This window comes from Streptomyces sp. NPDC002138 (genome assembly GCF_040296485.1).
Taxonomy (GTDB): Bacteria; Actinomycetota; Actinomycetes; order Streptomycetales; family Streptomycetaceae; genus Streptomyces.
In genome coordinates, this window is record NZ_JBEOXE010000008.1 from 69580 (window position 1) to 89821 (window position 20242).

The window sequence follows — 20242 nt, forward strand, 5'->3', positions numbered from 1 at the left end:
TCCGCCGAGTCAGGGGGGGGCGGGCGGGCCGGGGTTCAGGAGATCGAGGCCGCCACGACGGCCGCGACCGCGAGGTTGCAGGAGGCGGTGACCCAGACGGCCGGGTGCGGCTGCGGGTCGACCACGATCGCGCCGAGCTTGCCGGGGGTGAACAGGTCGAGGACCAGGAAGGCCAGCCCCATGAGGATCAGGCCCAGCACGCCGAAGGCCGCGGTGTTCAGCAGGCCCTTGCCGAAGTCGTCGTAGGTGGTCCAGATCGAGGTGAACACGATCCCGCCGACGCCGAGCAGCGCGGAGCTGAGCTGCAGGGCCGCGTTGCGGTTGCGCTCCTCCCAGATCTGCTTGCGCAGCGCACCGGGCGTCAGGACGTCCACGAGGACGATGCCGAGGATCAGCAGCACGAGGCCGAGGGCGCCGAAGGCGCTGGTGCGGCCGAGGCCGTTGACGATGTCGCTCATGAGAAGGGCCTGTCTCCGCGTGGGTGGAAAGGGGATGCGAGGTGCCGCGTGGGGAAAGGGAAACCTATCGCACGGCTGTCCTGGCCGGGATGGGGAGGCGGGGATGGCTCGGGTACCGGTTCCGGCGCGGATACGGGCCGCGCGGCCGGGCGAGGCGGCGGCGCTCGGCGCGCTGGTCCTGCGCTCGAAGGCGTACTGGGGGTACGACGAGGAGTTCCTGGCCGCCTGCGCGCCGCAGATGCGGATTCGGGCCGGGGAGATCGGCGCGCGCCGTGTGGTGGTGGCCGAGGCGGAGGGGCCCGGCCGGGCCGTGCTGGGCGTGGCCTCGCTCGAAGGGCGCTCCCCCGTCGCGGCGTTGGGTCTGCTGTTCGTGGAACCGGAGGCGATCGGCCGGGGCGTGGGGCGGCTGCTGTACCGGGACGCGGTGCGCCGGGCCCGGGAGCTGGGCTGCCACACGCTGCTGATCGACGCCGACCCGCACGCGGCCGGGTTCTACCGCGCGATGGGGGCGCTGCCCCGCCCCGACGCCGATCCGCCGCCGGGGCTGGTGCGGTTCGAGGTGCGGCTCGGCGGAGCGCCGCCCTGGGTGGCGGCCTGGACCGGGGGCCGCTCGGCGGTACACGTGGGGAACGTCGCCGAGTACAACGCGCAGTTCGGCGACGCCTCCCTGGACGGGGAGCAGCTCGCGGCGCACCACTACGCGGCGCTGGCCGCCTTCTACGGTCCCCGGCCCGCCGCGCTGGTGCTGCCGCTGCCGGTGCCCGTCTGGTGGGTGGAGCTGGTCGGGCGGCAGCTGGACTGGGCGGGGGTGGAGGTCCACGACGGGCTGGCGCCGGACCGTACCGGTCTTTCGGCAGCCGTACGGGCGCGGTCCGCGCTGGCCGCCCGGCTGACCGGGTCGGAGGCGGCGCTGCTGCCGTGGGGGCAGAGCGCGGACTTCGCCCGGCTGGCGGGGCGCGGGCCGTGGCGGCCGGAAGTGCTGCGGTACGAGTCCAAGGCGGCCTCGCACGCGCTGTTCACCCGGATCGCGCAGGCGGGTGGCCACCCCGGTGTGGCGGTGCCCCGGCAGTGGCGGGTGGCGGGGCGCCTGGCGGCGGCCCGGCTGGTGGCGGCGCGGGCCCGGGCCGGTCGGGGCACGGTGCTCAAGTCCGCGCACGGGGTGGGTGGTTCGGGTACGCGGGTGCTCACGCCCGGGGACGTACGGGCGGCGGGCGGGGTGCTGGCGGCGCTGCGCGGGCTGCCGCGCGGGCCGTTGCTGGCCGAGGAGTTCGCGCACGATCCGGGCGGGGCGGTGCGCGATCTGACGTACGACGCCTTCGTGGACGCGGCGGGCCGGGTCCACGAGGTGGGCGGGGCGGTGATGGACGTGGCGGGCACCGGTTACCGGGGGGCCACGGTCGGGCCGGGGGTGGTGCCGGACTGGGCGGAGCAGCCGCTGTCGGCCTTCGGGGAGGCGGTGGGCCGCGAGCTGGCGGGGGCGGGCTACAGGGGCTGGTTCGACGTGGACTTCGTGGCCGCCGGGGAGGGCCGGATCGCGCCGACCGAGACGAACCTGCGGCTGACGGGGCCCTCGGCGGCCTTCGTCGTCAAGGCCCGGCTCGACGAACTGCGCGGCGGGGACCACCTGGTACGGATCGTGGACCGGGTGGAGCTGGGGGCGCGGCTGCCGGAGGCCCTGGCCGGGGAGCTGTGCGCCGCGCTGACCCGCGGCTGCGCGGCCCTCGGCGCCGTCTTCGTCCCGGCCATCCCGACGGCCGCCTTCGACCCCTCCCCCTGGCTGGGGGTCCTGGTGGCCGCGCACACCCGGGCAGCGGTGGACGCGGCCGAGGCGCTGGTCCGGGCGGAGGCGGCCGGGGTCGGGGCGATGTTCGACACCCCCTAGGCCTTCCCCTCACCCCCGCGCGCGGGGGTCCCGGTCGGCGGCGGCGGAGTCGGAGGGGGCGGGGGCGGGCGGGGTCCGGGTGGCGTAGACGGCGAGGACCGCGGCGGCGATCATCAGCGGGATGTTGAAGGCGTAGACGAGGGCGGCCTGGCGGGGCCAGTCCCGCTTGGCGGCGAGCCGGTAGAAGTTGTCCTGCGGCCACCAGGACACCAGCAGGTAGACGAGGGCCAGGTGCGCGGCCGTGGTGAGGGCGCGCCCGCGGCCCTGACGGAGCATCCGGGGACGGCCGCCGAGCAGGACCATCACCCCGAGGCCGAAGGACAGCCACTCGCAGACGTACAGCCCCGTGAAGAGGTCCGCGTAACCGTCGGGGACGCCGGTGAGGTCGGTCGAGCCGGGCCACAGGACGCCCGTGAGGGACAGGGCGAGCATGCCGATCAGGAGGGCCCCGCAGCCGACCCCGCAGGAGAGGGGCACTTCACCGCCGGAGCCGCCGGAGGCCGTGTACTTGCCCGTGCCGCGGGCGGCCCGCGCGGGGGCCGGGGTGACGGGCAGCGGGAGGGCTTCGCGGTCCTCCCGGCCGGCCCGGTCGCGCGGCAGGGAGCGCAGCCTGACCACCGTCCCCGGTATCTCCTCCGCGGGCAGACGGGAGGAGAGGAACCGGCCCAGCGCGGCGGCGCCCGGCAGCCGCGCCTCGGCGGACGCGTCGGCGGACGCCTCCGCGAACGGACCGGCGCCGGCCCGGTCCGCGGATCCCGCGGAACCGGACCCGGATTCGGCCGCGGGCGCGGGCACGGAGTCACCGGTGCCCGCGGGCGAGCCGGGGCCGGGCGGGGCGACGTACGCGACGAGGCGGACCTTCACCGGGCCGTCGGGTATGCCGCGCACCAGCACCCCGCCGATCCCCGGGTGGCGGCGGATGGCGGACTCGATCGGGTAGGGGTCGAGGGTGTCGCGGCCGACCGGGATCAGGTCCCGGATGCGGCCCGCGAACTCCAGCAGCCCGTCCCCGCGTTCGCGGGCCAGGTCCCCGGTCACGAGGGGCTCGCCGCCGTCCGGCGGGGTGAGCCGGATCTCGCCCCCGGCCCGCTCCACCCGGCAGCCCGGGAAGGGGGCGCCGAGCAGGCTGACGCCCTCGGGCCGCGCCACCGGCCGCGGCAGCCGAGACAGTTCGAACCACGTCCCCGCGCCGGCCGTCTCGGTCAGCCCGTAGACATTGACCACGCGGGCACCCGGCCGCAACAGGGCGTGGAGTGCGGCCTGTTCGTCCAGGTAGAGGCGGTCTCCGGTGACCGTGACCAGCCGTACGGACCAGGTGTCGGGGTCGAAGTCGGGGCCGGGCCCGCGGCGGGCGGCGGGCGCGCCCCCGGCCGTGAGCAGCCGGGGCGCGGTCCAGGGGTCGGTGTGGACGACGGAGACCCGCTCGGCGCGGATCACGGCGCGCAGCTCCTCGTGGCTCCAGGCCGGGCCCGGCGGCAGGACGAGGGAGCCGCCGGTGCACAGGGCCCGGGTCCAGCCGGTGGCGAAGCCGGTGAGGTCGGGGCGGGCGGTGATCAGGTGCCGGTCCTCGGGGGTCAGCCCGGCGATCTCGGCCCAGCCGTCGTGGGCGGCGAGCAGCCGGGCGTGGCCGAGGGCGACCGGGCGCGGTCGCGCGCCCGCGGTGAAGACGACCGCGGCCCGGTCGCCGGGGGCGGGGTCGGGCGACCGCTCCGGCCCGGCGGGCCGAGCGGCGATCCGCCCGGCCTCGGTGTCGAGGCAGATGACGTGCGGGCCGGTCCCCTCGTCGAACCGGGCCCGCAGCTCGCTGTGGGTGAGCAGGGCGAACGGCGCGGCCTGCGCCAGGTGGCGCCGCGCCGCGCCGGGGGCTTCGGGGTCGAGGAGCGTGTAGGCTCCGCCTGCCTTGAGTACGGCGAGCAGCGCGGTCACGGCTTCGGCCGGGTGGGCGGTGCCGATGGCGACGGTCTCCCCGGGCGGGAGGCCGGCGGCGAGCAGGTGGGCCGCCAGGCGGCTGGAGCGCTCGTCCAGGGTCCGGTAGTCGAGGACGGCCGGTCCGCAGACGACGGCCGGCGCGTCCGGGGTCAGCGACGCCCAGTGGCGGAAGCGGTGGAGCACGCTGTCAGCGGGTTCCCGATTCATGTCCCGATGATGCCATCGGGCACCGACGGCGTACGAGGGTCCGCGCACGGCCGCACGGCCGTCCGGGAGGAAAGGGAACGGCGAGAGAAAGAGGGGCGAAGGGTGCGAAACGCCTCGAACGAACGCCGAACTCCACCACCCCTTGACCTCAAGTTTGATTGAGGTCTTAACGTTCCTTCCATGTCTATGGAAATGACCGCCTGGTCCTCGCTGCACAACGCGCTCAACGCCCAGCAGGAACGCCGGGCCCCCACCCGCGAGAGCCTGCGCCGGGTCGTCGCCTTCGCCCGCCCGCACCGCCGCGGGCTGCTGCTCTTCCTCCTGCTGAGCATCGTCACCGCACTCCTCGCGGTCGCCACCCCGGTGCTCGCCAGCCGCGTCGTCGAGGCGATCGTCGGCGGCCGGGACAGCGGTACGGTCACCCGGCTCGCCCTGCTCATCGCGCTGATCGCGGTGGTGGAGGCGGGTCTGGGCCTGTTCACCCGGAGGCTCTCGGCCACCCTGGGCGAGGGGCTGATCCTCGATCTGCGCACGGCGGTCTTCGACCACGTGCAGCGGATGCCGGTCGCCTTCTTCACCCGGACCCGGACCGGAGCCCTGGTCAGCCGCCTCAACAACGACGTCATCGGCGCCCAGCGGGCGTTCAGCAACACCCTGTCCGGGGTGGTCGGCAATACGGTGACCCTGCTGCTGACGCTGGCCGTGATGCTGAGCATCTCCTGGCAGATCACCCTGCTCGCGCTGGTGCTGCTGCCGATCTTCGTGATCCCGGCCCGGCGTACGGGCGCCCGCATGGCGCGGATGCAGCGCGAGGCGGCGGCCCTGAACGCATCCATGGGCACCCAGATGACCGAGCGGTTCTCCGCGCCGGGCGCGACGCTGGTCAAGCTGTTCGGGCGGCCCTCCGACGAGTCGGCCGAGTTCGCGGCCCGCGCGGCCCGGGTCCGGGACATCGGGATCCGTACCGCCGTCGCCCAGTCCGCCTTCATCACCGCCCTCACCCTGGTCTCGGCGCTCGCGCTGGCCCTGGTCTACGGTCTCGGCGGGTACTACGCGCTGCGCGGCACCCTGGACGCCGGTTCCGTGGTGGCGCTGGCCCTGCTGCTGACCCGGCTGTACGCGCCGCTGACCTCACTCGCCGGGGCGCGGGTCGAGGTGATGAGCGCGCTCGTCAGCTTCGAGCGGGTCTTCGAGATCCTCGACCTCGAGCCGCTGATCGCCGAGAAGCCGGACGCCCGCCGGGTGCCGGAGGGCCCGGTGACGGTGGAGTTCGACGGGGTCTCCTTCGGCTACCCGTCCGCCGACAAGGTCTCGCTCGCCTCGCTGGAGGAGGTGGCGACGCTGGACACCCGGGGCGGTACGCAGGTGCTGCACGAGGTGTCGTTCCGCGCCGAGGCGGGGCAGATGATCGCACTGGTGGGTTCGTCGGGCGCCGGCAAGTCCACGATCGCGCAGCTCCTGCCCCGGCTGTACGACGCCGACGCGGGCGCGGTCCGGCTGAACGGGGTCGACGTGCGCGACCTGACCGCCGATTCGATCCGTGACACGCTCGGCATGGTCACCCAGGACGGGCACCTGTTCCACGAGTCGGTCCGCGCGAACCTGCTGCTGGCCCGGCCGGACGCCACCGAGGAGGACGTCTGGGAGGCCCTGCGCCGCTCGCGGCTGGACGGGCTGGTCGCCTCGCTGCCGGACGGGCTGGACACGGTGGTCGGCGAGCGCGGCTACCGGCTCTCCGGCGGCGAACGCCAGCGGCTGACCATCGCCCGGCTGCTGCTGGCCCGCCAGCGCGTGGTGATCCTCGACGAGGCCACCGCCCACCTGGACTCCACGTCCGAGGCGGCCGTGCAGGAGGCGCTCGGCGAGGCACTCGCGGGGCGGACGGCCGTGGTGATCGCGCACCGGCTGTCGACCGTGCAGGCGGCCGACCTGATCCTGGTGGTCGAGGAGGGCCGGATCGTGGAACGCGGCACGCATGCCGAGCTGCTGGCCGTGGGCGGCCGGTACGAGGAGCTGTACCGGACCCAGTTCGCGGCGGCGGACACCACCGCCGCGGGCACCGCCGCGAACACCCCCGCGGGCAAGGCCGTCACGGGCGCGTGAGCGCCACGGCCTACGCCTCCGCGGACGGCAACCCGGCCGCCACGGCGAGCTGTTGCTCGCCGGGGGTGCCGAGCAGCCGTACGGGGACCTCGTCCAGCCAGGCGTTCGGCGCGAGCCACCAGTCGGCCGCGCCCCAGGGGTCGTGGTCCGCGTCCAGCAGCCGGTTCACCTCGCGGACGACGGGGACGGGCTGCCCGTCGGCGGCGAACTGGAAGACCGGCAGCCGGACGAACCCGCCCGCCGCGCGCAGCCGGATGAGGCCGGGCGCGTAGGGGTCGCAGCCGCCCTCCAGCGCCTCCGCGTCGCCGATGGACGGCTCGGCGAGCAGCCGGTCGCGCACCTCGCCCAGCACCGGCCCGACCATGCGGTGCCCGTCCAGGACGAGGACGGCCAGGTCCTCCGCGCTGAATCCGAGGTGGCGGGCGGCGGGGGCGGAGGCGGCCGGGGCGAGCCGGCTCTCGCCCGGGAACCGGTCGGGCAGCTGCTCGCCCAGCAGCCGGGCGGCCAACAGCGCGGCGCGTTCGGCGACTTCGCCGGTGGCCAGCCGTAAGGAGGCCAGGAGCAGGGCGAGTTGACGCAGGGCCGGCGGGGCGAGGCGGGGATGGAGGTCATCCCATTCGGCGGCCGCGACGGCCAGCCGCGTATAGGGGTTCGTCACGTGGACATCCGTTCACTGATCGTTGGTCCCCGACCGCGGCGGGGCCGTACCGGCTCGCGCGGCCGGACCGTCCCGGCCCGCCGCTCGTCCCTCGCTCCCCCACGGACCGCCCCACGACCGGGCGGTGGAGTGAGCGACATGGCGGAAGGATCGCACCGCACGCGCACCCCGACAAGCCGCCCGCGCGCCACGTCCCGGCCACCTGTGGCTCATGGCTCGCCCTGGTGCGGACGGGCCCGCAGGGCGTGCCCGTGCCGGACCCCTTCCAGGAAGGCCGCCTCGTACGCCCGGTCGCCCAGGGCCCCGCGCGCGGTGCGCTCGTACTCCTCGCGCACGGCCCGCAGTTCGGGTGTGCCGCGCTGCGGGTGTCCGACCGCCTGCCAGTAGGCGTGGCCCGTTCCGTAGGCGCGGGCGGCGCCGAGGCCGTCGCCCTGGGCGGCGCGGGCGGCGGCGAGCAGGTCCAGGCCGAGGGCGGTCCCGAAGCTGTCGCCCAGTTCGCGCTTGCTCTCCAGCATCGCGCGGGCGTGCGCGGCGGATTCGGCCGGGCGGCTCTCCAGCAGGGAGATCAGGGAGAGCTGGTAGTGGGCGTAGGCCCGTGTCCAGTGCTCCTCGCGGGCGGCGCAGCCGGAGCGCAGCAGCTCGGCCTCGGCGCGGGCGTCGGTGAACAGGCCCATGCCGGTGAGGGCGAAGACGCGTACGAGGTGGCAGCGCAGCCGGGCCGGTGAGTCGAAGGGGGTGCCGGGGGCCACGTCGAGGGCGTTCTCGGCCACGATGCGCGCCGCGAGCGGCCGGCCGGCCAGGAGGTGGCTCAGGCCGAGCAGGTAGGCGGCGTCCAGGGCGAGCCGCGGATCGCCCTGCGGACCCCCGCTCGGGTCCTCGTCCGGGTCCTCGTCCGGGTCGGCGTCGGGATCGCCGTGCCGGCCGGTTGCGCCGCCGTCGCGCGCGGCTCCGTACGCGCCGCCCTCGGGATCGGGGAGACCGGCGGGGCCCGGGGTCATCGCCAGGGCCTCGCAGCCGACGGCGAGTTGGTGCGCGGGGTCCTTCTCCCCCTGAAGCAGCAGGGTGACCCCGAGGGCCCACAGGGCGCGCGCCCGCACCGCGCGGGTGACCCCCTCGGGGGGCGCGGCGGTCAGGGCCCGCTCCAGGTAGGCGCGGGCGGCGTGCAGGTAGCCGCAGCAGGCCCAGAAGAAGCCGAGCCGGCCCGCCATGTCGAGCGCCCGGGCGGGATCGGTGGCCAGGTAGAAGTCCAGGGCCGCGCACACGTCTCCGTGCGCCGCGCCGATCCGCCGGTATCCGGCGCGCTGCCCGGGGCCGAGCCACTCCCGCTCGGCCCGGCGCACCAGCGCGAGGAAGTGGGCGGCGTGCCGGGCCCGCAGGACGTCCCGTTCGCCGATCTCCACGAGCCACATCGCGCCGTACTCGCGGATGGTGTCGAGCATGCGGTACGAGCCGTCGCCGCCGCGCCGGACGACGGACTTGGCGACGAGGGCGGCCAGCAGCGGCGGTACGTCCGCCTCGGCGAGCGGGGCCGCGGAGCAGACGGCGCGGGCCGCCGCCTCGTCGAAGGGGCCGCCGAAGACGGACAGGCGCAGCCAGAGCAGGCGTTCGCGCGGCTCGCACCACTCGTGGCTCCAGCCGATGGCGGTGCGCAGCGCGCGGTGGCGCGGCGGCTGGACGGGCCGGCCGGTGGCCAGCGCGCCGATCCGGCGGGCCAGCCGGTCGGCGAGTTCCTCGACGGTGTGGTCCGTCAACTGGGCGGCGGCGAGTTCCAGCGCGAGGGGGATCCCCTGGAGGCGTCCGCAGATGAACCGGGCGGCGGCGAGCCGCTCCTCGGACCACGGGGTGGGCGTGCGGGGCGCGGCCTCGGCGGCCCGGGCGCGGAAGAGGACGAGCGCGTCCCCGGCCCCCGCCGCGTGCGGGAGCGGGCCGATCTCCATGACGTGCTCCCCCGGGAGCCCGAGGGGCTGGCGGCTGGTGAGCAGCAGCACGAGGTGCGGGGCGGCGGCGAGGAACTCGCGGGCGAGGGTGCGCACCGCGGGGACGAGGTGCTCGCAGCAGTCGAGGACGAGCAGCAGGCGGCGTTCACCGATCCACTCCCCCACGGCGTCCACGAGGGACCGGGACGTGTGGTCGGCGAGGCCGAGCGCCTCGGCGACGGTGTCGGCGAGCAGCCGGGCGTCGGGGATGGGCGACAGGTCGGCCCAGTGGATCCCGTCGGGGAACTCCTGGCGACCGCCGCCGCCGCCGAGCGGCGGATCGGGTGGCGCGTCGGGCCGGGTGGCGGCCGGGGGCTCGGGCGGTTCCCCCGGCCGGGGACCGGCCGCGGGCGCCTCGGCCGCTCCGGCCGTGGCGTCCCGCGCACGGCGGGTCAGGGCCTGCCGGGCCAGGCGGCTCTTGCCGACCCCGCCCGGCCCGGTCAGGGTGACCAGTCGGTGGGCACCCAACGCGTGGTCGAGCGCGGCCAGTTCACTGTGGCGCCCGACGAAGGACGCGGGCCCGCCCTCGGGCCCATCGGCTTGTGCCAGCACGGGGACAGTGTGGCCCACCGGAGGGGCCCCCGCGGCCGGTCGCGGCCCGGCGGCCCGCCACCGGCGTGGCGGGCCCGGGGGCCCGCCGCCTACGGGGCGAGCACGTCCAGCTCCTCCAGGGCCCCCGCGGCGATCTCCCGGGTCAGCGCCTCGGCGCGGGCCGCGTCCCCTTCCCGTACCGCCTCGGCCACCCGCACGTGCAGGGTGACGGCGGCCGGATCGGGGTCGTGGAACATGACCGCGTGCTGGGTACGGCCGGTCAGCACCTCGGCGACGACATCGCCCAGGCGCGCGAACATCTCGTTGCCGGAGGCGTCGAGCACCGTCCGGTGGAAGGCCACGTCGTGGTGGAGGTAGCCCTCCAGCTGGTGACCGCGCGAGGTGCGCACCATGCCGAGGGCGGCTTCGGTGAGGGCCGCGCACTGCTCGGGGGTGGCACGGACGGCGGCGAGACCGGCCGCCACGGGTTCGATCGCCGAGCGCAGCACGGTCAGGGAGCGCAGCTGGCGGGGCCGGTCGGCACCGGCCAGGCGCCAGCGGATCACCCGCGGGTCGTAGACGTTCCACTCCTCGGCCGGACGCACGGTGACGCCGACCCGGCGGCGGGATTCGACGAGCGCCATGGCTTCCAGCACCCGGACGGCCTCGCGGACCACCGTGCGGGAGGCGCCGAACTCCTGGGCCACCTCGTCGGTGCGCAGCACGCTGCCCGGCGGGTGCTCGCCCGCGGTGATGGCGAGGCCGAGGGCGTCGAGCACATGTGCGTGGAGTCCCCGCACGGGACCGCCCTCGGTTGTCATGGCGCAAGCGTACGGGGTGGGCGCGGGAGGCCGACGGTCGGGAAAAGATGTGATGTTTTACCGATGAACCCTTGAATAAGTACTACTTAATAGGTTTCAGTGGTGCCAGATGTCGATGAGGACATCGCCGAGAACAGCGAGGTACCCCCATGGGCTACGGAGTGAGCACCGCGCGCGTCATCGTGGTGATGGGTGTGGCAGGCACGGGGAAGACGACCGTGGGGCAGCTGCTCGCCACCGCGCTCGCCCTCCCCTACGCGGAAGGCGACGCCTTCCACCCGGCGGCCAACGTCGCGAAGATGGCGTCCGGTGTCCCGCTGGACGACACCGACCGGTGGCCGTGGCTCGACGCCATCGGCGAATGGGCCCGCTGCCGCGGCGACCGGGGCGGGGTGGTCTCGGCCTCCTCGCTCAAGCGTGCGTACCGCGACCGGCTGCGCGCCGCCGCGCCCGGCGCGGTCTTCGTCCACCTCACCGGCAAGCGGCCGCTGATCGAACGCCGGATGGCCGCCCGGACCGGGCATTTCATGCCCACCACGCTGCTCGACTCGCAGTTCGCCGCGCTCGAACCGCTCCAGGAGGACGAACCGGGCGTCGCCGTCGACGTGTCCGGCTCCCCCGAGGAGATCACCGCCCGGGCGCTGTCCGCCCTCCGGCCGATCGGGCTTCCCGGCCCATGGTCCGCCGCCCCCACCACCCGCCTCGAAAGCTAAGGAACCGTCACCGTGACCCGTCTCAGCGCCGAGACGCTGGCAGCGGCCGCCGCCCCGATCACCTCGGCGGGCAACGCACAGCTGGGCATCGCCGTCCTCGCGGGCATCGCCCTCATCATCCTGCTCATCACCCGCCTCAAGATGCACGCCTTCCTCGCGCTGACCATCGGGTCCCTGGCCCTCGGGGTCTTCGCTGGCGCGCCGCTCGACAAGACGATCACCAGCTTCACCGCGGGCCTCGGCTCCACGGTGGCGGGGGTCGGCGTCCTGATCGCGCTCGGCGCCATCCTCGGCAAGCTGCTCGCCGACTCCGGCGGCGCGGACGAGATCGTGGACACGATCCTCGCCCGGGCCAAGGGGCGGGCCATGCCCTGGGCCATGGTGCTGATCGCGTCCGTGATCGGGCTGCCGCTGTTCTTCGAGGTCGGCATCGTGCTGCTGATCCCGGTCGTGCTGCTGGTGGCCAAGCGGGGCAACTACTCGCTGATGCGGATCGGCATCCCGGCGCTGGCCGGTCTCTCCGTGATGCACGGTCTGATCCCGCCGCACCCCGGCCCGCTGGTCGCGATCGACGCGCTGCACGCCAACCTCGGCGTCACCCTCGCGCTCGGGGTGGTCGTCGCGATCCCGACCGTGATCATCGCGGGGCCGCTGTTCTCCCGGTACGCCGCCCGGTGGGTGGACATCCAGGCGCCCGCACACCTCACCACCGCGCCGTCCGAGGCTCCCGCGGACCGCGAGCACCGTCCGCGCTTCGGCGCGACCGTGGCCACGGTGCTGCTGCCGGTGGTCCTGATGCTGGTGAAGGCGCTCGTCGACATCGTGGTCGACGACAAGGCCAACGGGGTGCAGAAGGTCACCGACATCGTCGGTTCGCCGCTGATCGCCCTGCTCTCGGCCGTCCTCGTGGGCATGTTCACGCTGGGCCGCGCGGCGGGCTTCACCCGGGCCCGGCTGTCGGTGACGGTGGAGAAGTCCCTGGCACCGATCGCGGGCATCCTGCTCATCGTGGGCGCGGGCGGCGGCTTCAAGCAGACGCTGATCGACGCGGGCGTGGGCCAGATGATCCTGGACCTGTCCAAGAGCTGGTCGATCCCGGCCCTGCTGCTGGCCTGGCTGATCGCGGTCGCCATCCGGCTGGCGACGGGCTCGGCCACCGTCGCCACGATCTCGGCGGCCGGTCTGGTCGCCCCCCTCGCCGCCGGGATGTCCACCACCGAGACCGCGCTGCTGGTCCTGGCGATCGGCGCGGGCTCGCTCTTCTTCAGTCACGTCAACGACGCCGGGTTCTGGCTGGTGAAGGAGTACTTCGGGATGACCGTCGGGCAGACCGTCAAGACCTGGTCGGTGATGGAGACCATCATCTCGGTGGTCGGCCTGGGGTTCGTCCTGCTGCTGTCGCTGGTCCTCTAGCCGCTGTCGCTGGTCCTGTAGCCGCCCCGATCCCGCCCCGCGACCACCCCCGGCGGCCCCTCAGGCGAAGGCCGCCGCGCGGAAGGCGGCCCGGACCGGGGCGTCCGCGGTGGGCGCGAGCAGGAGCGCCCAGCGGTCCTGGCGCGGGGAGACCCACAGGTCGGCGCCGCCCGGGCCGTGGTGGGTCCAGGTGTCCTGTCTGCGGTCGGTGCCGGGCGCCGGATGCCACAGCAGCCCGCGGGCGGGGGTGATCTCCCCGGTGCGGATCCGCAGGGATTCGGCGATCCAGGCCCGGGTGAGCGGCTGGTCCGGTCCCGCGAGCAGGTGGCGCAGGAAGCGGCTGAGGTCCTCGACGGTCGAGTGCACCCGCCCGGAACCGGTGAGGGCGGTCCGGAGCATGCCGAGCGGGTGCCAGACGCGGGTGGCCGCCAGGTCGGCGAGCAGGTGGCCGGTGAGGTGTTCGGCGATGCCGCCGAGCGTGGCGCAGGAGCCGTGGTCCGCCGCGTGGGTGAGCAGGTGGTGCGCGGTGGCCCCGCCGGTGGCCTCGTCGCAGTAGCCGCTGAGCGGGGTGTGCAGGCTCAGGGCGCCCTCGGCCACCAGGGTGCCGATGACCGGCCAGAGGGCGAGGACGGGGCCGAGGCCGTCGGCCTCGAAGGGGGTCTGCGGCGGGCCGGAGCCCGCGAGGGTGCCGTCCCGGTCGCCGATCGCCCACACTGCGCCGGGTCCCGCGCCGGCCTCGGCGGCCGCCCGGAGCTCCTCCACGCGGGGCCGCGGCCGCTCGGCGTGTTCGGGCTGCTCGGCGTGCTGGTCGGACTGCGGCGTCAACGGCGTCGGACTCATCGGCTTCCCGGCTTTCCGGTCCTGGACGGCGGCGATCCGGTCACGTTAGCCACAGCCGGGTCGCGGTACGGGCGCGCCGCCCCGGCGTCCGCGCGAGCCACCCGAATGCGCGTACCGGCGGGGCGGGGTGCCGGGCACCCCGCCCCGCCGCCGGGCTCAGCCCTTGTCGGGGCGGTCGGTCACCCGCAGGGTGTTCAGCAGCGGCTTGCCGAAGCCGCTGTGCGTGACGAAGCGGATGTTCAGCGCTCCGTCGGTGACGGTGACCGTGTACGTCCTGGTCAGCGCCGTGTAGGTGCCCGCCTCCAGGGCGATGTCGAGCGAGGGCAGCACCTGGACGCCCTCGGCCAAGACGTCGAAGACGCGCTTGTCCGGCTTGGTGGAGGAGAGCTCGGCGAAGCCGAGTTCCACCGTGTAGGTGCCGTTGGGCACCTGGTCGAAGCGGTACTCGTACATGCCCTCGCGGGCGCTCCGGAACAGCCGCTGGTCCTCCGTGCCGAGGATGGCGCGGCCGGTGGACTTGACCGTCGAGGCGCCCTGGTAGCCGTAGGACCCGGCGGTGTACTTCCGGTCCGGGGACCAGGTGTCGCCGAGCGTGTCGGTGGCGGTGCGGTCGGAGCCCGCGTCCACGGCCGCCTGGTAGCGCGGCACGATCACCTTGACCGGGACGGTCAGCACCGGGGTGCGGCCGCTGGCCGAGCCGATCTTCAGGTCGGCGCTCAGCACCGTGCCCGGGGCCAGGCCCGTCGTGTCGACGGCGAGGGTCAGCCGCGCCGTCGCCCCGGTCGGCAGGTCGCCGGTGGCGGGCGTGGCGGTCAGCCAGGGCGCGTCCTCGGTCACCGTGAAGGCGGTGCCCAGGCCCGGGTTGGTCAGGTCGAGGGCGCGGGTCCGCTGCTGGTCCGGCGGGACCACGACCTCGACGGCGGCCTTGGCCGGGGTGACGCGGGCGGTGCGCAGGGAACGGTCCAGCAGGGTGACATCGGCGGCCTTGACGTCCACGGTCGCCCGCGCGCCCTCGTACGACGGGGCCGTCAGCGTGACGTCGGCGGCGCCGGAGGGACTCTGGACGACGTACCCGCCGTCCGCCCCGGTGGTCGCGGTGACGGCCGTGGCGCCGGAGCCGACGGTCACGGTGGCGCCCGCGACCGCGTTGCCGTCGTTGGCGTCGCGCACCCGGCCGGCCACCACGCCGCTCTTGGTGGTGCGGAACGCGACGGAGAGACCGTCGGTGAGGACCGCCGTGTTGTAGGAGTACCGGAAGGCGTCCGTGCCCGTCGCGTTCTCCACGCCGATGGTGGCGCTGGAGCCGCCCTTGATCCCGGCGCCGCCGGTGTTCTTGTAGGAGTAGGTCACCTGGCCGTCCTCACCGATCGCCGCCGAGAACGAGAACTTCTCGCCCTGCGCCGACCAGTGGGCGACGTCGCGCCACTCGATGACGTACGCGCGGTGCGGAGCGGCGCCGGTGACCCCGGTGAAGACGCCCGAGCCGGTGCCCGCCGCGCCGACGACCAGGTCGTCCCAGAAGGGGTAGAGGGCCGCGTTCGGCGTGCCGGCGCTCGGGATGTCGCCGTTGATGTCCCCGGTGTTGTTGCCGCCGAAGCTGACGGTTCCGTTGGTGCCGATCCAGACCTGCCCGTACGTCTTCCCGTACAGCGGGAGCGCGAAGGGCAGGTCGACGCGCTCGGTGGTGTTGTCCCCGGTCAGCGCGAGCTGGTGGTCCCCGGCGGCAAACGGGCGCCCGTTCGCGGCGGTGCAGGCGTAGCCGTAGGTGTCGGTGCGGTCGGGGAGGTTGACCGTCACCGTGGTGTCACCGGCGACGGTGACCCGGCTGGTGCCCCCGGTGAGGCAGCGCGAGGAGTGGGCCGCGCTCACGTCGTACGTACCGTGCGGCAGGGTGACCTGGAAGCGGCCCTGGTCGTCGGCGGTCGCGGTCACCGGGGTGTCGGCGATGGTGACGACGGCGCCCGCGGCGGGTCCGGCCGCGGAGGCGACCGTACCGGTGAGCGTGCCGGAGGGGGCCCGGCTGAGGGTGAAGTCGCTGGTGACGGTGGCGCTCTCGGTGACCTGCGCGGTGGCCGTGGCCCGGCCGAAGCCGAACTTCGCGGCGGTCAGGGCGTAGTCGCCGACGCTCAGCGAGGCGAAGCGGTAGGTGCCGTCGGCCGCGGTGGTCGCCGTACGGTCGATCGGGCCGTGCGCGGTGACCGTGACGCCCGCGACGGGGCCGCCGTCGGTGCGAACGGTGCCCGCCAGCGCGCCGACCGCGCCGCGCGGGGCGGCCCGGACGGCGGCGAGGGCGTCGAGCCGGCCCTCGCCGAAGACGTTGTTGTCGGCGGCGCTGCCGCCGCAGCTGGTGTCGCCGGTGTCCTGTGCGGCGCCGTCGAGCAGGGCCTCGGTCCGCGCGACGTCGCCTTCGAGGGCGGGCGCGGCGGACCACATCAGGGCGACGGTGGCCGCGGTGTGCGGGGAGGCCATGGAGGTGCCGGAGAAGGATTCGTAGGCGCCGCCGGGGACCGAGGAGCGGACGTTGACGCCGGGGGCGGAGAGGTCGGGCTTGGTGATGCCGCCGGGACCGGCGCCGCGCGAGGAGAACGACGCGATGGCGTTGTCGATGTCGAAGGCGCCGGAGCTGTAGGAGTGGGCGTAGTCACCGGGCGAGCCGCTGGTGGCGCAGCCGGGCCCGGAGTTCCCGTTGGAGAAGGCGGGGAAGATGCCCGCCGCGCGCCAGGTGTCGACGATCTGCTGGTACCAGTCGTCGTGCACCGCGCTGCCCCACGAGTTGTTCACGATGTCCGGGGCGAGGTCGGGCCGCGGGTTCCGCCCGTTCAGGTCGGTCGGGGCCACCACCCACTGGCCGGAGGCGAGGAGGGAGGCCTCGGAGCAGGAGTTGGTCTCGCAGCCCTTGGCGGCGATCCACCGGGCGCCGGGTGCCACGCCGATCCTGTTGGCGCCGCCGTCGTCGCCGACCATGGTGCCCATCGTGTGGGTGCCGTGGTCGTTGTTGTCGCAGGGGGCCGCGGTGGCGCAGACCCCGGCGGGGTCGTACCAGTTGTAGTTGTGGTCGTAGCTGCCGTCGGCGGCGCGCCCGCGGTACTGGTTGGCCACGGCGGGATGCGTGTAGTCCACGCCGCTGTCGATGTTCGCGATGACGATGCCCTCGCCGCGCACGCCGAGCTGGTCCCAGACCTGGGGGGCCTTGATCCGGTCGATGTTCCACTCGACGGCGTCAGCGGCGGTCTTCTCCCGCTTGCCCTCGGCGGGCTTGGGGAGGCCGACCGCGTCGTCGGCGTCGATCCGGGAGACCTCGGGGCGCTGGGCGAGGGTGCCCGCGAGCTTCTCGCCGCCGACGACGCGGACGGCGTTCACGATCCAGTACGAGGTGTACTCGGCCCCGGCTCCGTCGAGGGCCTTCAGCAGTGCGGCCTGGGTGCGGGCGGCGTGGTCCTTCTTGGCCTTGAGCACCGCCTCGGCCTTGCCGGTCCGGGAGGGCGCCTTCCCGGCTGCCGTCAGATCGGCGGCGCTGTCGAGGTAGACCCAGAAGGCGGCCTTGCCGCCGTCGAGCCGGGTGCGGAGCGTGGCCTCGATCTTCTGCTCGGCGGCGCTCCTGGACGGGCCGGGCTCGGGGGCGGCGGCCGCGACGCCCGCGCCCAGTGGAAGGAGCAGGAGCGAGGTGAGCGCGGCGAGTACCGCGCGTAAGGGCCTGTTCGGCTGTGCCACGTGGGGTCTCCTCGTACGACGTGTGCAGGTGTGTGCAGGGTGTGCGGGAAGGACGTGCGTGACGTGCGCGGGTCATGGTGATCCTGTCGCCATGTCCATTACAAGGGAGCGTTTTGCGCCGCTCCGGTGCGCCGGGTGGCCCGTAGGGCCGGGGCGCGTCAGCCTGGGAGGCATGGACTCGCCCGGCGCTCCCGACCCGAACGGCTCCCCCGGCCCGAACGTGCGCCTCGCCTCCGCGCGCGGGCGGTGGATCCTGCTCGCCACGGTGCTCGGCTCCTCCATGGCGCTGCTGGACTCGACCGTCGTCAATGTCGCCCTGCCCCGGATCGGGCAGGACCTCGGCGCGGATCTGGCCGTGCTCCAGTGGACGGTCAACGCCTACCTGCTCACGCTCGCCGGGCTGATCCTGGTCGGCGGGGCGCTGGGCGACCGCTACGGGCGGCGGCGGATCTTCGTGCTCGGCGTGACGTGGTTCGCCCTCGGCTCGCTGCTGTGCGGGATCGCCCCGAACGCGGGGATCCTGATCGCGGCCCGCGCGCTCCAGGGCGTCGGCGGAGCGCTGCTCGCCCCCGGCTCGCTCGCGCTGATCCAGGGCTCGCTGCACCCCGCGGACCGGGCCCGGGCCGTCGGCCTGTGGTCCGGGTTCGGCGGGGTGGGCGCGGCCGTGGGGCCCTTCGTCGGCGGCTGGCTGGTGGACGGGCCGGGCTGGCGCTGGGTGTTCCTGCTGAACGTGCCGGTGGCCGCGTTCTGCGTGCCGGTCGCGCTGCGGCACGTACCGGAGTCCAGGGATCCGCGGGCGCACGGGCGGTTCGACGTCGCCGGGGCGGTGCTGGGCGCGGCCGCGCTCGCCCTGGTGACGTACGCGCTGATCGAGGCCCGGACGGGCTCGGCCCTGGTGGTGGCGGCCGCGATCGCCGGGGGGGCGCTGGCCGTGGCCTTCGTCGTGCTGGAGCGGCGGCGGGCGGATCCGATGGTGCCGCCGGACATCTTCGCCTCGCGCCAGTTCACCGCCGTCAATCTGGTGACCCTGTGCGTCTACGCGGCCTTCGGCGGTTTCTTCTTCCTCTCCGTGCTCCAGCTCCAGGTGGTCGCCGGGTACTCGGCGCTGGCCGCCGGGGCCGCGCTGCTGCCGACGACCGCGCTGATGCTGCTGCTGTCGGCCCGTTCCGGGGAGCTGGGCGAGCGGATCGGGCCGCGGATCCCGCTGACCGTGGGGCCGCTGCTGTGCGCCACGGGGATGCTGCTGATGCTGCGGGTGGGCCCGGGGGCCTCGTACGTGGCGGACGTGCTCCCCGCGCTGCTGGTGCTCGGGGCGGGCATGGTCACCCTGGTGGCCCCCCTGACCGCGACCGTACTGGCCTCAGTGGACCCGGGCCGCGCGGGCCTGGCCAGCGGGATCAACAACGCGGCGGCCCGGGCGGCCGGCCTGCTCGCCGTGGCCGCGCTGCCGCTGCTGGCCGGGATGGGGCCGGACTCCTACCGCTCGGCCGGGCAGTTCGACGCCGCCTTCGGCCGGGCGATGCCCTGGTGCGCGGGGGTGCTGGTGCTCGGCGCCCTGGTGGCGTGGGCGACCGTACGCTCCCCCGCGCCCGGGTCGGCCCGGCCGCAGTGCCACACGCAGTGCGCGGTGACCGCACCGCCGCTCGAGCCTCCCCAGGCGGCCCGGCGGCCGGACTCACCAGCCTGACGGGGCGGGCGGGACCACGACCGGCGGGCGGTCGTCGCAGGTGATCGTGTTGGGCAGCTCCCAGGGCGCGAGCCAGGGGCCGGTGGCGCCCCCGCCGTCGTTGCCCCCGAGGTCGGTCAGGGAGAACTCCGATCCGGTGGCGGGGAAGTGGAAGGAGCCGCAGTTGTTGACGCCGACGGCGCCGACGTTGCGCGCGTCGACATTCTCGAAGGTCGCGGAGCCCGCCGCGCGGGCGCTGAGCACCGAGGGGTTGTAGAGCCAGGAGTACTGCGAGGTCAGCGTAGGGCGCCCGTACCTTCGCGGCAAGACTCCTGCCAATAATATTCAGGTGCCTGTTGCATTCTTGCGGGAATCTGTGGTGTGGCGGACCTCGGGATGGGCTCGTACGGTGGAGACTCCTGACCCACCTGCGCCAGGAGACCCATGTGCTGGAGCGCGACGGCCGATCTGACCGCCGGTGCGGCGATCACCGCCGCCGGGCTGGCCTGCCTGGCCCGCGCGCGCCGGGCCCGTGATCTGCCGGTGGCCGCGCTGCCGCTGCTGCTGGGCCTCCACCAGATGGTGGAGGCCGCGCTCTGGCACTCCGGCGGTGGCCGCGGGCCCGCCACCACCGCCTGGGCGGTGATCGCCCTGCCGCTCCTGGCGGTGTGGGTCCCGCTGGGCGTCCTGCTCGCGGCGGGCCCGGGGGCGGCCCCGGCGCTGCGCCGACGGCTCCTCGTACCGGCGGCCGTGGGTCTGGCCACCGCGGCGGTGCTCGCGTACGGCCTGGCCACCCGCCCGGTGACCGCCGAGATCCGCGGGCACGTCATCGGCTACGGGGTGAGCGTGCCGTACGCCCCGCTCGTGCTCGGCGGCTATCTGTTCGCCACCCTCGGGTCGCTCCTGCTGGCCGGGGACCGCCTGCTGCGCGTCCTCGGGGCGGTGATGGCCGCCGGGTCGGCGCTCTGCGCGCTGGTGTGGCGCCTGGAGTTCGCCTCCACCTGGTGCGCCTTCGCCGCGGCCGCCTCCCTGCTCGTGCTGGGCTGGGTGCGCCGCGACGACGGCGGCCGGGGTCACTGGTTCTTGGCGCCCAGGACGAAGAGCAGGTAGACGAAGAAGGCGAAGAGGTGACCGACGAAGAGGTACATGGTCAGCCGGATGATCAGGCCGCGCGGGAACTTCGACTCGATGCGCTTGAGGGCCGCGGGCCGCTCGGCGGGCACGGGCGGCGCCTCCGCCTGCACCGGAACCTGCACCGGAACCGACGCCGGCACGTCCACGGGCAGCTCTGACGAGACCTCTGACGACACGTTCTCTCCTCGGGACATGGTGCG

At 75.1% G+C, this 20242-nt stretch carries 14 protein-coding genes and 1 pseudogene; 6 read left to right on the forward strand and 9 right to left on the reverse strand.

Features of this window, described 5'->3' with window-relative positions; genetic code table 11:
• Positions 1 to 35 precede the first annotated feature (35 nt).
• Positions 36 to 458 (reverse strand): DUF350 domain-containing protein, encoded by a 423-nt coding sequence (locus tag ABT084_RS07410; RefSeq protein ID WP_351039052.1) that lies wholly within the window; start codon positions 456 to 458, stop codon positions 36 to 38.
• A gap of 103 nt (positions 459 to 561) precedes the next feature.
• On the opposite strand from ABT084_RS07410, the gene ABT084_RS07415 reads away from it, so the two are divergent.
• Positions 562 to 2340, forward strand: a complete 1779-nt coding sequence (locus ABT084_RS07415) for a GNAT family N-acetyltransferase (RefSeq protein ID WP_351039054.1) — start codon at positions 562 to 564, stop codon at positions 2338 to 2340.
• Positions 2341 to 2349: 9 nt separating this feature from the next.
• Here ABT084_RS07415 and ABT084_RS07420 read toward each other — a convergent pair whose 3' ends face one another.
• A complete protein-coding gene (locus ABT084_RS07420; RefSeq protein WP_351039057.1) occupies positions 2350 to 4476 on the reverse strand; it encodes an AMP-binding protein in 2127 nt (708 codons plus the stop codon).
• 180 nt (positions 4477 to 4656) lie between these two features.
• Here ABT084_RS07420 and ABT084_RS07425 point away from each other — a divergent pair, with 180 nt between their 5' ends.
• Positions 4657 to 6579, forward strand: coding sequence for an ABC transporter ATP-binding protein (locus ABT084_RS07425; protein ID WP_351039060.1), 1923 nt, complete (start codon positions 4657 to 4659; stop codon positions 6577 to 6579).
• Between the two features lie 10 nt (positions 6580 to 6589).
• Here the strand turns inward: ABT084_RS07425 and ABT084_RS07430 are convergent, their stop codons facing one another.
• The 3 genes from ABT084_RS07430 to ABT084_RS07440 all read right to left on the reverse strand — a co-directional run bounded on the left by ABT084_RS07430 (position 6590) and on the right by ABT084_RS07440 (position 10565).
• The gene (locus ABT084_RS07430; RefSeq protein WP_351039062.1) at positions 6590 to 7237 is read right to left on the reverse strand and encodes a hypothetical protein; all 648 of its coding nucleotides are present in this window, start codon (positions 7235 to 7237) and stop codon (positions 6590 to 6592) included.
• Between the two features lie 209 nt (positions 7238 to 7446).
• A complete protein-coding gene (locus ABT084_RS07435; protein WP_351039065.1) occupies positions 7447 to 9765 on the reverse strand; it encodes an ATP-binding protein in 2319 nt (772 codons plus the stop codon).
• 89 nt (positions 9766 to 9854) lie between these two features.
• Positions 9855 to 10565 carry a FadR/GntR family transcriptional regulator gene (locus ABT084_RS07440; protein WP_351039067.1) on the reverse strand — a complete coding sequence of 237 codons (711 nt, stop codon included), beginning with the start codon at positions 10563 to 10565 and terminating at the stop codon, positions 9855 to 9857.
• Between the two features lie 161 nt (positions 10566 to 10726).
• Between ABT084_RS07440 and ABT084_RS07445 the strand changes: the two genes are divergently transcribed.
• Entirely contained in the window at positions 10727 to 11278 is a 552-nt protein-coding gene (locus ABT084_RS07445) for a gluconokinase (RefSeq protein WP_351039294.1), read from the forward strand.
• A gap of 12 nt (positions 11279 to 11290) precedes the next feature.
• Positions 11291 to 12691, forward strand: a complete 1401-nt coding sequence (locus ABT084_RS07450; protein WP_351039070.1) for a GntP family permease — start codon at positions 11291 to 11293, stop codon at positions 12689 to 12691.
• Between the two features lie 60 nt (positions 12692 to 12751).
• Here ABT084_RS07450 and ABT084_RS07455 read toward each other — a convergent pair whose 3' ends face one another.
• Complete coding sequence (locus tag ABT084_RS07455) at positions 12752 to 13531, reverse strand: serine hydrolase (RefSeq protein WP_351039073.1); 780 nt, start codon at positions 13529 to 13531, stop codon at positions 12752 to 12754.
• Positions 13532 to 13687: 156 nt separating this feature from the next.
• Positions 13688 to 17242, reverse strand: a complete 3555-nt coding sequence (locus tag ABT084_RS07460; protein WP_351039076.1) for a S8 family serine peptidase — start codon at positions 17240 to 17242, stop codon at positions 13688 to 13690.
• A gap of 172 nt (positions 17243 to 17414) precedes the next feature.
• Between ABT084_RS07460 and ABT084_RS07465 the strand changes: the two genes are divergently transcribed.
• Positions 17415 to 18929, forward strand: coding sequence for an MFS transporter (locus ABT084_RS07465; protein WP_351039079.1), 1515 nt, complete (start codon positions 17415 to 17417; stop codon positions 18927 to 18929).
• Here ABT084_RS07465 and ABT084_RS07470 read toward each other — a convergent pair.
• Positions 18918 to 19175 (reverse strand): annotated as a pseudogene (locus ABT084_RS07470) (glycosyl hydrolase family 28-related protein); the annotation flags it as partial. The gene ABT084_RS07465 and the pseudogene ABT084_RS07470 overlap by 12 nt on opposite strands.
• A gap of 177 nt (positions 19176 to 19352) precedes the next feature.
• On the opposite strand from ABT084_RS07470, the gene ABT084_RS07475 reads away from it, so the two are divergent.
• Complete coding sequence (locus ABT084_RS07475) at positions 19353 to 20018, forward strand: DUF6629 family protein (RefSeq protein ID WP_351039082.1); 666 nt, start codon at positions 19353 to 19355, stop codon at positions 20016 to 20018.
• Here ABT084_RS07475 and ABT084_RS07480 read toward each other — a convergent pair.
• Positions 19982 to 20236: a DUF6126 family protein gene (locus ABT084_RS07480; protein ID WP_351039084.1), complete on the reverse strand. Its 255-nt coding sequence runs from the start codon at positions 20234 to 20236 to the stop codon at positions 19982 to 19984. The two genes, ABT084_RS07475 and ABT084_RS07480, sit on opposite strands and share 37 nt — an antisense overlap.
• Between the last annotated feature and the right edge of the window lie 6 nt (positions 20237 to 20242).